The sequence below is a fragment of the Reinekea marina genome (assembly GCF_030409715.1).
GTDB classification, from domain to species: Bacteria; Pseudomonadota; Gammaproteobacteria; order Pseudomonadales; family Natronospirillaceae; genus Reinekea; species Reinekea marina.
In genome coordinates this window covers 1724868-1737369 of record NZ_JAUFQI010000001.1, presented here as the reverse complement: position 1 = coordinate 1737369, position 12502 = coordinate 1724868, and the positions used below count along the sequence as shown (strand labels likewise).

Here is a 12502-nt window from a genome sequence, read left to right as displayed (position 1 = left end):
CACGCCCGGGATATCAATGCTGGGCTACTTGTCGCGTTAATAGGCATTCCTCAATGCTTAGCTTATGCCATGCTTTCTGGCTTACCGCCAATGTATGGCTTAGTTACAGCGGCTGTTCCTGGAATCATTGCTGCTCTGTTGGGCAAAAGCCGCTTCGTAACTGTGGGGCCAACCAATACGACGGGGCTCATCATCTTAACATCGCTGAGCCCTTGGGCTGGTGATCCTAATGCGCTTCTGACGGCGATGGCCACCCTTGGATTTATGGCAGGATTGATGCGCCTCGTCATAGTAGTAAGCCGCACGGAAAGGATCTTTGACTTTGTTCCTGAGGCCGTCATGGTTGGTTTTGCCACAGGTGCCGCCGTTATTATTGGGGTTATGCAGCTTGACGAAACGCTTGGGCAACCCTTTGAAGGCGTCTCCAACGTATTAGAAGAGTTCATACGGCTATTAGATTATTCATTGCCCGACGTTAACTTCGCGAGCTTTTTGTTGGCCTTTATCGCACTCATATCGGTCATACTTGGCAAAAGGTTTTTTCCTAGATGGCCCATACCGCTGATCGTATTAATTTGCAGCATGGCTTTGGTTCACTTTAGCCAACAGTCGTGGGTTCTCAGTTGGGCTACCTTAGGCAAATCAGGCTTAGTTTCTGAAGGCTGGCCACAAATCAATTCAGCCCTGCCCTCTTTATCTATGATTCAGCAGCTGATTATCCCAAGCTTTGCCGTCGCATTTATTGGCTCCTTGGAACTCATCGTGACACTTCGAAACAGTCGTAGCCAACATTTATTGGCCAGTGAACTTAAAAGCCAAGGCATCGCGAATATTGTCGGCAGTTTTGCCGGCGCGTTTCCAGCCAGTACCTCTTTAACTCGTTCAGTTATGCTAGAAGTGGGCGGTGCTATGTCTCGTTGGGCGCCCTTTATTGCCGCTTTGGTCATGGTCCCTATTCTCATATTTGGCGCTAGCGCCATCAGCGCTATCCCGCAGCCCGTTATCGCTGGCCTGCTAATTGCCATCGCTATTTCTATGATAAAGCCCGCACAAATAAAGCAAATGCTGCGTGGCAACCACCAAACTCGAATGCTGTTTATTTCAACGTTTTTAAGTACGCTAATGTTTGATTTTCATATTGCCATTCTAGTCGGAACGTTACTGGGTATCGGGCTATTCTTATTTCAAACCAGCAAGCCACAAATATTTTGCTATGAACTCGATGAGCACAATCAAGCTCACCCGGTACATAATAAAGCCCCTAGTCGTTTGCTTATACAGATATCCGGCAGCTTATATTTTGCCGCTGCCCGTCAACTGCCCAATCAAGTCAATGAACGATTAGTGGAAGGCACGCAACAGTGCGTCATAGATTTATCTCATGCACATCAATGCCGAGTTGCGGCCATTCAAGCCTTACAAGAAATTGAGCAGCACTGCGTCGCACAGGGAATAGACCTAAAAATGACGGGGGCTTCCACTAGTTTGCAAAGCTTATGTTCATCTTTGAACACCGCATTGCCTTGGAGTAACGATCAATTAAGTTTAATCTTACAGGCTAGAAGTTAATCTACCGGCCGGTTTCGATAAGACTTCACCATACCAAAGATAAAAAATACCATCGCTAACCAGACGATTCCAAAGGTCACATAGCGCTGTACAGGTGCCGTTTCTCCAAAGATAAAAATCGCCGTAACAAACTGCATAGACGGATTGAGATACATTAAAAACCCTGCAACGACTAAGTTCAGTTTTCTAACCGACGATGCAAACAATAGTAAGGGCGTGGCCGTAACAGCCCCAGATAGGGCGAGCAACGCATAGGTAGGTAAGTCGTAATTAAGAACTGTTCCGCTGTTGTACTGAATTAATAAGAGTACACATACGGCAATCGGAAATGCCCAAAACGTCTCTAACGTGAGGCCATGCAAGCTTTCTAACGTTTGCTGTTTACGAACCAATCCATATAGTCCAAAGCTAGTGGCCAGTATAATGGAAACCCAAGGAACTTTACCCAGCAAGACTAACTCGACCAAAACCGCCATCACGGCTAAAACCCCAGCGATAAACTGATAGCGAGTAAGCTTTTCTTTAAGAATCACCGCCCCTAACAATAAGCTTACTAAGGGCGTCATAAAATAGCCTAAACTCGATTCAATTACTTTACCGACAGATACAGCCCAAATAAACACAAACCAATTTACAGTAATTAAAAATGACGACAGCATGGTCATTAAGATGGTTTTCTTATTCTTAAAATGCGTAAAGAATTGCCTTATTTCGCCGAAGTAGCCAATGAGCAAAAAACTCAAGGCACAGGCAAAAATAATACGAAACGACAATACTTCTAATGGCGCCACATGCTTTAGGAGGTAAAAATACAATGGGAAGCAACCCCAAATTAAATAGGCTAATACAGACTGAAGCAGACCTTTCACTTAAACCTCATATCTAAACAACGGTAAGATGATCGCGGCCAATCAATATTGACCACGAAATAATGGTTTGAGTGTAAAGCAAATAGTGGTCACGCACACCCACCTTTATTACCAATTTGGGAACTATTTTGTGAATTTATGGCAGCGAGAGACCCATTTTAATCTGGATATTTTAGGTGGCTGGGTTCTTATTTCATAAAAATCTAATATATTTACAAGAGTCCACTTGAAACTTACTTAAAAACAAGTAACATTAGAGAAATCTAATATTTAGAGTAATTTAATTTCTCAACGAGGTAACGATGGAAATTGTAAACTTTACACCCTACTCGGCCGCTATTGGAGGCGCTATTTTGGGCTTATCGGCGGCACTATTACTGTTCGCAAAAGGCCGTGTCGCGGGAATATCGGGAATCGCGGGAGGGGTTATCGTGCCAGAAAAGGGCGATACTTTATGGCGTGTCGTTTTTATAGCCGGTCTAATTTTAGGTGGTTTTATATATCAGTGGATCAGTAAAGGTACCGATAGTGCATTGTTTGTCGGCGTGCAACATATTGAATCGGTGGTGAGCACTCCCCTACTTATCTTGGCAGGGCTTCTTGTCGGTGTTGGTACCACCATAGGTACTGGTTGTACCAGCGGTCATGGTATCTGTGGCTTAGCTCGTAAAAGCCCACGTTCACTTGTGGCTACATTAAGCTTTATGGCGGCAGGGTTTGTTACGGTTTTTATAATGAAATCTTTGCTTGGAGTTGGCGCATGAATAATTTTAAATCTTTATCCGTAGCGCTTATTGCGGGCGTTCTTTTTGGCTTCGGATTATCGGTTGCACAAATGATCGACCCAGCAAAAGTCATTGGTTTTTTAAATATTTTCGGCGCTTGGGACCCTTCATTGGCCTTCGTAATGGGCGGCGGTTTATTGGTTAATATTATTTTAACCCCATTAATTTTGAAGCGTTCTAAGCCTGTTTTTGCAGAATTGTTTCGAGTACCGGCAAAATCTGAAATCGACGCAAAAATTATTGGCGGCGGAATACTATTTGGCATCGGCTGGGGTTTAGCTGGCTATTGCCCTGGTCCAATACTGACCTCTATTAGCTTCATTAATACCGATATTTTAGTTGTAGTGGTGAGTTATGTAGTGGGTACGTTTGCTGCGAAATATGTTACCGCTAAAATAGAGCGTGCTAAGCACGTTAAACATAACGTCGATGAAGCTTGCATCGGGTAAACTAGAATTACGCTGCAACGATGGTTGGTGAAATATGTGCCAACCATTGTTGAGCTATCCACTGGTGCCCTAATTGAGTCGGATGAACACCATCTTCTAAATACTTTTCGGGTTTCCTTTCGAGCTCTAATAAGTGCTGCAATGGTATCCAACACAAATCATTATCTTCACAGACACCTTGATATTCTTTGAACAGGTTAGCCATTATTGGCAACCAACGGCGAGTCACCTCCCCAAACGGTAACGCAATTGGCTCCATCACCATACAGTGCGAAGAACGTGCTTTTATCGTTTGAACGATTCGATTAAAGTGCGAGACACTGCTCTCAATATCAACGTCTTCGTTGCGCTTTAACGCATGCCAAATATCATTTATCCCGATCATCAAGGTAGTGCAATCAGCTTTTAATACCTGCTTTGGCCAACTATCTTGGTCCACTAGAGTATCAACCGTTTTGTAACCAGCAAAGCCTCTATTCCAAACTTGGTGCGTTTTTAGTGCACCTAATGCCAACATCTTCACATACCCATGACCCAGAGCGGCTTCAGTTTTTTGGTGACGAAGCGCCCTCTTTCGGTGGCAATCTGTAACTGAATCACCCACAAATATAAATTGCTTACTGACCAACGTTTTTGCCCTCTCAGCGCTAAGATAACGGGTAAAAAGAATCCTTGGTTAAATGAAACACTCCTAAATAAGGAACCGGTACTTGTAAACAGTCTGGCCAAGGTGTGTCATGCACTATGGCAAGCAACGCTCGAATAACACCGGCATGTGTGACTAAACAAAGAGTGCCTGATTGATGTTGGTATTCATCCCAAAAACTTAAAACTCGCTGATAAAAGTCTGACAAATGTTCACCTTCAGGAAATTGAAAATGGGTCGGTGTTTTTGACCATGTATCAATATTATGCTTCGGTATATCATGCCACGCGGTATTTTCCCATTGACCAAAATTAACTTCCTGTATTCTCGGGTCAACCAAAAGTTCTTGATCTTTGAACAGTTGCTGGGACAACAACAAACATCGCGATAATGGGCTAGAGACTACTTTTTCTATTGTCTGTGGCAGCTTATCTTTTAGCCGAGAAGCGGAATGGTTGTAATGTTCAATAGTAGGAACATCCGTTTGACCATAACAAATGCCACTCATATCAACCGCATCGTGACGAATCAGATACACGCTAACCAACCTAAATAAATTGCAACCTCGACACTTTGTTGAATGGCCCCCAAAGTATCCCCAGTATAACCACCCAGCTGTCGCTTGAGTAAGACCACCCAAAAAAGACAGACGGCCAAAGCAACGATAAATACAACGCCTAGTACCGTTGGCGGAATCATTAAAAAGACAGGCATTAATACTACGCCAGAAAAAAACCACTTTACGATAGAAATCTTCTGCGCCACAGGTTTGGCTTTATTCTCAGCTACTCTGACGTATTTACAAAAAACCATCGCCAGCATGGCAACCCACCTGCTTAAGCCATGAGCCAATAAAAACACGGGCCACACCGATAAAAGCATTAATTCAGATAACGACAATGCTTTTAGTGACAAAATAAAAATTAAGGCTAACGAGCCATACGTACCTAAACGAGAATCCGTCATTATTTCTAACTTCCGATCTCGATCAAAGGCGCCTCCTAAACCATCAAAAGTATCCGCCCAGCCGTCTTCATGAAACCCTCCTGTCAGCAAGAACCCAACGCCAATCGAAAAAATCACAGCGATTGGAACCGTAAAAAACTGCTGGGCAATCAAGAATGCGCCTAAATTAAAAAGCCCAACTAACAGGCCAATGGCTGGAAAGTAATAGGAGGTATTGTTCATTGCTTTTTCACTGAAATTTGGGTGATCGGGCACCGGTATTCGGGTAAAAAAGCCAACGGCCAATAAGAAATCTCGTATCATGATGCCGAGATTCCCGCTGAACTGAACGTTGCCATATCGTTTAGCATGGCAACGGCGCACTTAACCAAAGGATACGCTAGTGCAGCGCCTGTCCCTTCGCCCAACCTCAACTGCAAATTCAACAGTGGTCTTGCAGATAATGCCTGTAGCATGGCATCGTGGGCAGGCTCAGCAGATTGATGAGCAAATATCCAGTGCTGGCTAAGGCCTGGATTATGTTTTTCGGCTATTAAGGCCGCGACGGTAGAGATAAAGCCATCAACAATAACTGGGGTTTTCAAAGTAGCGGCCTCTTGCAGAAACCCAACCATAGCAGCAATTTCAAAGCCACCAAATTCAGCTAGCGCTTGCATCGGGGTCAAGGGTGACGCTACCCGAGCTATTGCGTCTTTTATAACCTTAATTTTAAGTGTTTGTTGCTGTTCAGTTGCGCCGGTTCCAGGCCCAACACAGTCCTTAGGATCAAGCCCCAAAATGCTGGATAAAATTGCCGACGCACTGGTGGTATTTCCGATGCCCATTTCGCCCACAATAAGTAAATTATGACCTTGCTCCACCGCTTGAGATGCCAAGCTGGCACCAATCTGAATAGCCTCTGCACTTTGAGCATCGGTCATAGCGGGTTGCTCTCTAAAGTTTGCCGTTCCGTTTGAAATCGCATGGTGCAATACGTTAGCCCACCGCGCATCCGGGTTAGCAATGCCCATATTCACTACGTTCATCTTAATGCCATTAACACGACAAAACACACTCATGGCCGCGCCACCGTGTGCAAAGTTGGCCAACATTTGCTCAGTCACTTCTTGTGGAAAAGGGTTCACGCCTTCAGCACACACGCCATGGTCGGCACCAAAAACAAAAGCTGCAGGGTTGTCGACAGATGGGGCAAGTGTATTTTGAATGAGGCCGATCTGTATCGCCAATGATTCTATCTGCCCTAATGATCCCACCGGTTTTGTCTTATCATCGATGGCAAAACTTAGTTTCTCAGCAAGCTCTAATGAGAATGTTGTGGCAAGTGTCATTTTTATTCCTTAAATATTGGGTTACCCTTTAACCATATTGGGTAGCCTGAAAAATTGGTGACAAAGTGAGTCGAAAGCTGAGCAAGTTTTTGATTAAGTAACCCGAGTTCATCAATAAATTGTCGTGTGAGCGAATCAGCGCCAATAACACCGAACCCACTCTCGTTACTCACTATAAAGGTTGGTTCACTCCGCCTTTTCAAAACCTGAATGAACTGCTCTACTTGAGTGTCACGTTGATCGGGAGCCTCAACCAACAAATTGGTCAACCACACGCCTACACAGTCAACAACAATAACGTCTTTCGGGTGCTCAGCTAAAGCCTTGGCTAATTCTAAAGGTGCTTCTACGGTTCGCCAATGGTCTGGACGAGTATCGATATGGTGCTGAATTCTTGCATTAAACTCACCATCCAGTCTTTGCGCTGTCGCTATCATTAATGGCTGCTTCGATAATGCTTCTGCACTACGCTGTGCTAACTGACTTTTGCCCGATTTAACACCACCGGTAACGAGCATCAACATTGCTCTCACCCTCACGCTGTAAGAAAGCAGCGAACATTACGGGCATTTAAGTTCAATGGCAATGCCCAGTGGAGCTTTCCGAGCACAAAAAAGCCAAGGTATTGTCCTTGGCTTATGGTTTAGCGATTCCCGATGTAAAAAAGCAGCTTAGAAGTAGTTAAGCGTTTTTTAAATAGTTCATCATAGTGTTCACATCACTGCACTCAAATGGGTCTTCTGGGCAGTTATCCATTTTTCCGTCTTCTGCAAACAGCTCTTTAACTTCTCCGTCAACAACATGCATTGAATAACGCCATGAACGATCGCCAAACCCTAGGTTTTCTTTCTTAACTAACATGTCCATGCCACGGGTAAAGTCACCATTCCCGTCTGGCAGCATCTTAACTTTAGAAACCCCTAAGTTTTTTGACCATTGAAACATGGTGAAGGCATCATTCACACTTAAGCAGTATACTTCATCAACACCTAATGCTTTTAGCTCTTCATATTTTTCTTCATACCCAGGTAAATGCGTACTTGAACAAGTAGGCGTGAACGCTCCGGGTAACGAAAACAAAACAACACTCTTGCCTTTAAAGATGTCATCAGTTGTTACATCTTGCCATTTAAAAGGATTATCGCCACCGATGCTTTCATCTCTGACTCTGGTTTTAAAGGTTACGTTTGGGACTGTTTTACTCATAGAAACTCCTAAGTTTGATTTGTGAAGTTTTACGCTTGAATACGCTCTAGGTTAGGCGCCTCGTTTGCGCTTTGCAACTGCAACTCATTTAACAATATAACCGCAATAAAACCCTTGACTTTAGAGTCGACTCTAAGCCTTATACTATAAGGCATTAACACAGGTGCTAAGGATTATTCGATGAAAATAGGTGAACTCTCTAAACGCAGCGGTTTAAGCCCGCACACGTTAAGATATTACGAAAAGTCAGGTCTACTGAAAGCCTCTGGCCGAAGTCCGTCTAATTATAGGGTCTATAACCAAGATGATTTGCAGTCGGCTAAGTTTATTAAACGTGCTCGAGACATAGGTTTTAGCCTAGATGAAGTCGACACTTTCTTATCGATTCGCTCAAATTTGTCTGCGCATGTATGTGCTGAAGCAAAACAAGTGGCCGAAAACAAAATTTCTGAAGTAACAGAGAAAATCGAAGAGCTTAAGCAAGCCTTAGTAGCCCTTCACCGCTTAAGCGATGCGTGCTGTGGCGGTGATGAGAGCGCCGAATACTGTACGATCATTGAGGCTCTCGAAAAAACCGACCAACAAGTCAAATAAATATTCATTTTTTAGATTCTCGGCCGATAATTGCAGATTCTTTGACTACACTGGTGAACAGATTAAACATTCACCCGTGAAAACATATACTTGCAATAGGTAAACCCATGAATCAAAAGTCTCCACTTTCCATTAAAAATAGGCTACTCATATCTATGTTTGTGGCCGTATTTTTATCGACCAGTATCGTAGCATTAGTTGGCCAATCTAAAACTCGCGAACTCTTAGCTTCTCGCTTAGAGTCGTCGGAACTGCCTAACTTAATACAGCGAATTCGAAATGCCTTAGACGGTGAAATAAACGAAATGTTCGTTCTAACGCGAATGATCGCCACCAACCCTTACATTATTGAGTGGTCAAAAAATGGCGCTAGCAAGTCTGAAGAGGCCGATGTTGTTAATTACTTAAAATCAGTTAGAGACGCTTACGGTCTAAGTAACGCTTCTTTTGTGGATAGAGAATCGAACAACTATTGGAATCAGGATGGTTTTTTACGAACACTCAATAACGATAATCTTGATGGGTGGTTTTTTGCTTTCAAATCCAGTGGGCAAGCTGAATCGGCCAGTACCTATGCGCAGCAAGATGGCAATGTGGATGTATTTGTCAATTTTCAACAATTAAACGGCCGAGGTGCTTCAGGTGTCTCCAAATCTTTTAATGAGATGGTCAGTTACCTGAATGAATTTCAAATAGAGCAGACAGGCTTTGTGTATTTAGTCGATGCCAATGGATTAGTGAAAATACACCCTAACTCCGTTTATGCCGAAAAGCAGACTCTTTCTGGATTATATTCAGACATAAATTCAGCCAACTTATTGAAAAAACAAGATTTCGCCTTTGAATCTAACGGCCACACTATTATTGCTTCGAGCTTTATTGAAAGCTTGGGATGGTATGTTGTCGCCGAAGTACCGGAAGCCGAACTTTATGTTGGTTTAAATGAAGCACGAAACTACATGCTACTCACCCTACTGGTAAGTATTTTAGTCTTTATGGGCTTAATCTTTATTCTGGCGAAAAACTTGGTGAAACCCCTAATAAAAATGGCCGAAGCTTTCGAAGAGCTCGGTGAAGGCGAAGGCGACTTAAGCACCAAAATTAATGAACATGAAGCTGAAGAAGTTGCAAGGCTGGCTCGAGGTTTTAATGCCTTTACGAATAAGATCCGCAATGTGGTGGTCGATGTTTCTCAAACCTCTACAGATGTCAGACATGCGTCTGAAGCGACTTACAGTGATGCTGAAAAACTAAAATCCGTAGCGAACCAACAACGTGATGAGAGCCATCAGGTCTCGGTCGCCATGAGCGAGATGGGCTCAACCATTTCCGATATTGCCAAAAATGCTAGCGTTGCGGCCACGGCCTCGACCGAAGCAAATGATGTGGCTCACAATGCGCAGTCGACCGTCTCTGAATCAAGTCAAACAATTGAAAGCATGGCTTCAAATATGGACTTGGTTTCAACCAATATAGATACTTTAGCCGAAAAAAGTGATGCCATTAGTAGCGTTTTAGACGTTATCCGTGGCATCTCAGAACAAACCAATCTATTGGCCTTAAACGCCGCTATTGAAGCCGCTCGCGCAGGTGAACAAGGCCGTGGTTTTGCGGTAGTGGCAGACGAAGTTCGTAACTTAGCACAACGTACTGGTGAATCAACTGATGAAATTCACGAGATGATCACCGAGCTGCAAACCGGCGCTCGCAATGCTGTAGATTCGGTTCACCAAAGCCGCAGTCATGCCCAGCAAAGTGTTGAAGCCTCAGCTAAAACGAATGAAGCATTGGAAGAGATTGTACGGAATGTTAAGAATATTTCAGATCTGAACTTCCAAATTGCAACAGCAACAGAAGAACAGGCTGCGGTAGTGAATGAAATTAACAGCCACATTGTGAATATTAGCGACAGCACAGAGCAAAGTGCAGCGGCTTCTACCAGCATTGAATCATCGAGTAATGCTTTAAAAACGATGTCGCAAGCATTAGAGCAATTGGTCAGCCGATTTAAGATTTAGAGCACCCCTACAAAAAAAGGAATACCCTCGGGTATTCCTTTAACTTCAAATCTTATTCAATGCCATACGCATAATATGTTGCGGCCCAGCAGTACCGCCCAAGTACAACTCCCCTGAATCAATAAAGCCAGCTTTAATATAGGCATTAATTGCACTCGGATTTTTGCAGTTTACGGTCAATACCGCAGTATTAAATTCAGCAAAGTGTTTTGTTGCATATTCACGAATAGCTTTGCAAGCCTGTTGACCAAACCCCCTGCCCTGATAACGCTGATCGATGAAAAATGATCGCACCCCCAACTCAGTTTTGCTGGCAAATTCATGGCACTTCGCAAAGTTAGTATCAAACCGAAAAAATCCAACTATGCCTTTATCTTGGTTTTCTATCACTTGGCGATGCATTCCTTCGACCTCTTGAAGTAGCTCAGCTACCTCGCCAACAAATGGCACTTGACTCGTTGCAACTGACAAGGCTAATACGGCCGAGCGATCTGCCTCTTCGAATTTTCGTAAGCTAATCATCATTGAGCCCCTAATTTAAACAATATAAGAGGACTTTCTTACATTGCATCGTTATTTTTTAGAAATTTTCGACGCGTAAAACATAATATTATGATCTACAGCGCTAATCTTAACGTATGAAACTACGAATCTAAAAGTAACCGAGCAATGAATACAATGACTAGACACTACCTACTGTTCGGTGCCAACAGCGCAATTTCAAAAGCGTATATATCACATATATTAGATAAAGAGCCTAATGCGACAATATACGCCGTGAGCCGTCAAAACCCTATGAAAAATGCAGTGGAATATTTGCACTGCAATTACTCGCCAGAAAGCTTAAACAGGGTTTCTGAACAGTTGCATCAACTTAATGTAAGGCCACACCAAATTATCCTATTCAACGGCGTACTTCATACCCTTAGTAATCAACCCGAAAAACGCTTAGAAGATATTGATGCCAATTATTTTCAACAGCTTTTTACTGCCAATACACTTACGCCATTGCTGTGCTTGCAAGCTGTATTTCCGTTGCTGAATCATAACCATGATTGCACAATCACAGCCCTTAGAGCTCGAGTTGGAAGCATAGAGGATAATCAGCTAGGCGGTTGGTACAGTTATCGCGCCTCAAAATCGGCATTGAACATGCTATTTAAAACCGCAGCGATTGAGTTATCAAGACGTTCCAAAAACACACGGCTGGTACTTTTTCACCCTTGTACCACTGACACGGCATTATCCAAACCGTTTCAGAAAAACTTACCCGAACATAAGTTGTTCAGCCCAGAATTTGTAGCCAATCAACTGTTTAATTTGCTTAGCAACGCCCAACAGTTTACGAAACCCAACGAACCTGCGTATATTGACTGGCAAGGTAAACCAATAAACTGGTAAGGATGTTTAATGCACTACTCTCAAGAATCATTGGCGACACTCGACAGCCGCTTTAGAGCGCACCTTATTAACTCACTTTCTGGTTTTAAAAGTGCAAACCTAATTGGCACGCAAGACTCACAAGGCCAAACTAATCTGGCCATTGTCAGCTCAGTATTCCATCTAGGCGCTCACCCTCCTTTGGTTGGCATGATCATTCGCCCCCACAGTGTAGCTAGACACACCTTTGAGAATATTTTAGAAACCAAGGTTTATACCATAAACCAAGTAAACGCAGATATTGTTTCGCAAGCGCATCAAACCTCAGCACGATACGATAAAGAAGAATCTGAATTCACCATGACCGGCTTAACACCTGAAACCCTAGCCGACTTTAAAGCGCCTTTTGTTGCCCAGAGCCACTTAAAATATGCTGTACAGTTTAGAGAGCACCAGCACCTTGCCATCAACGGTACCGAACTGGTCATTGGGGAAATTATTGACTTACATGTGAAAGATGGCGCGATTCAAGAAGATGGTTTTATAGATTTGGAAGCATTAAACACGGTTACGGTGAGCGGCTTAGACAGCTATCACAAAACTCAAATTATTGAGCGATTACCTTATGCAAAGAAAGAAAATTACCGAGACTAAATGCTGAAAAAAATTTTAACGGTCTATTTCATTCTATG

16 protein-coding genes are annotated in these 12502 nt (G+C 43.3%); 7 read left to right on the top strand and 9 right to left on the bottom strand.

Annotation, left to right across the window (positions count from 1 at the left end):
- Window positions 1–12: 12 nt before the first annotated feature.
- Window positions 13–1569: a SulP family inorganic anion transporter gene (locus QWZ13_RS09200; protein WP_353959013.1), complete on the top strand. Its 1557-nt coding sequence runs from the start codon at window positions 13–15 to the stop codon at window positions 1567–1569.
- On the opposite strand, the gene rarD is transcribed toward QWZ13_RS09200, so the two are convergent.
- Entirely contained in the window at window positions 1566–2438 is an 873-nt protein-coding gene (gene rarD, locus QWZ13_RS09195; protein WP_290281513.1) for an EamA family transporter RarD, read from the bottom strand. The two genes, QWZ13_RS09200 and rarD, sit on opposite strands and share 4 nt — an antisense overlap.
- Window positions 2439–2740: 302 nt before the next feature.
- Here rarD and QWZ13_RS09190 point away from each other — a divergent pair, with 302 nt between their 5' ends.
- Window positions 2741–3202, top strand: a complete 462-nt coding sequence (locus QWZ13_RS09190) for a YeeE/YedE family protein (RefSeq protein WP_215999212.1) — start codon at window positions 2741–2743, stop codon at window positions 3200–3202.
- A complete protein-coding gene (locus tag QWZ13_RS09185; protein WP_215999211.1) occupies window positions 3199–3672 on the top strand; it encodes a DUF6691 family protein in 474 nt (157 codons plus the stop codon). Before QWZ13_RS09190 ends, QWZ13_RS09185 begins: the two co-directional genes overlap by 4 nt.
- A gap of 7 nt (window positions 3673–3679) precedes the next feature.
- Here QWZ13_RS09185 and QWZ13_RS09180 read toward each other — a convergent pair whose 3' ends face one another.
- The 7 genes from QWZ13_RS09180 to QWZ13_RS09150 all read right to left on the bottom strand — a co-directional run bounded on the left by QWZ13_RS09180 (window position 3680) and on the right by QWZ13_RS09150 (window position 7973).
- Window positions 3680–4300 carry an SGNH/GDSL hydrolase family protein gene (locus tag QWZ13_RS09180; RefSeq protein ID WP_290281512.1) on the bottom strand — a complete coding sequence of 207 codons (621 nt, stop codon included), beginning with the start codon at window positions 4298–4300 and terminating at the stop codon, window positions 3680–3682.
- 19 nt (window positions 4301–4319) lie between these two features.
- On the bottom strand, window positions 4320–4856 hold the full coding sequence (locus QWZ13_RS09175) for a histidine phosphatase family protein (protein WP_290281511.1): 537 nt from the start codon (window positions 4854–4856) through the stop codon (window positions 4320–4322).
- Window positions 4847–5647, bottom strand: coding sequence for an adenosylcobinamide-GDP ribazoletransferase (cobS, locus tag QWZ13_RS09170; RefSeq protein ID WP_290281510.1), 801 nt, complete (start codon window positions 5645–5647; stop codon window positions 4847–4849). Before cobS ends, QWZ13_RS09175 begins: the two co-directional genes overlap by 10 nt.
- Entirely contained in the window at window positions 5584–6612 is a 1029-nt protein-coding gene (gene cobT, locus QWZ13_RS09165) for a nicotinate-nucleotide--dimethylbenzimidazole phosphoribosyltransferase (protein WP_290281509.1), read from the bottom strand. The genes cobS and cobT overlap by 64 nt, the downstream gene beginning before the upstream one ends.
- A 2-nt stretch (window positions 6613–6614) precedes the next feature.
- Window positions 6615–7136 (bottom strand): bifunctional adenosylcobinamide kinase/adenosylcobinamide-phosphate guanylyltransferase, encoded by a 522-nt coding sequence (cobU, locus tag QWZ13_RS09160; RefSeq protein ID WP_290281508.1) that lies wholly within the window; start codon window positions 7134–7136, stop codon window positions 6615–6617.
- A gap of 157 nt (window positions 7137–7293) precedes the next feature.
- Window positions 7294–7818 carry a peroxiredoxin gene (locus QWZ13_RS09155; protein WP_290281507.1) on the bottom strand — a complete coding sequence of 175 codons (525 nt, stop codon included), beginning with the start codon at window positions 7816–7818 and terminating at the stop codon, window positions 7294–7296.
- Between the two features lie 29 nt (window positions 7819–7847).
- Entirely contained in the window at window positions 7848–7973 is a 126-nt protein-coding gene (locus QWZ13_RS09150; RefSeq protein ID WP_290281506.1) for a hypothetical protein, read from the bottom strand.
- Window positions 7974–7998: 25 nt separating this feature from the next.
- On the opposite strand from QWZ13_RS09150, the gene zntR reads away from it, so the two are divergent.
- The gene (gene zntR, locus QWZ13_RS09145; protein WP_215999204.1) at window positions 7999–8412 is read left to right on the top strand and encodes a Zn(2+)-responsive transcriptional regulator; all 414 of its coding nucleotides are present in this window, start codon (window positions 7999–8001) and stop codon (window positions 8410–8412) included.
- Between the two features lie 107 nt (window positions 8413–8519).
- Window positions 8520–10430 (top strand): methyl-accepting chemotaxis protein, encoded by a 1911-nt coding sequence (locus QWZ13_RS09140; protein ID WP_290281505.1) that lies wholly within the window; start codon window positions 8520–8522, stop codon window positions 10428–10430.
- Between the two features lie 45 nt (window positions 10431–10475).
- On the opposite strand, the gene QWZ13_RS09135 is transcribed toward QWZ13_RS09140, so the two are convergent.
- Complete coding sequence (locus QWZ13_RS09135; protein WP_290281504.1) at window positions 10476–10955, bottom strand: GNAT family N-acetyltransferase; 480 nt, start codon at window positions 10953–10955, stop codon at window positions 10476–10478.
- 144 nt (window positions 10956–11099) lie between these two features.
- Between QWZ13_RS09135 and QWZ13_RS09130 the strand changes: the two genes are divergently transcribed.
- Together QWZ13_RS09130 and QWZ13_RS09125 are read left to right on the top strand one after the other, a co-directional pair.
- The gene (locus tag QWZ13_RS09130; RefSeq protein WP_290281503.1) at window positions 11100–11831 is read left to right on the top strand and encodes an SDR family NAD(P)-dependent oxidoreductase; all 732 of its coding nucleotides are present in this window, start codon (window positions 11100–11102) and stop codon (window positions 11829–11831) included.
- 9 nt (window positions 11832–11840) lie between these two features.
- A complete protein-coding gene (locus QWZ13_RS09125) occupies window positions 11841–12464 on the top strand; it encodes a flavin reductase family protein (protein ID WP_290281502.1) in 624 nt (207 codons plus the stop codon).
- The last annotated feature ends 38 nt before the right edge of the window (window positions 12465–12502 follow it).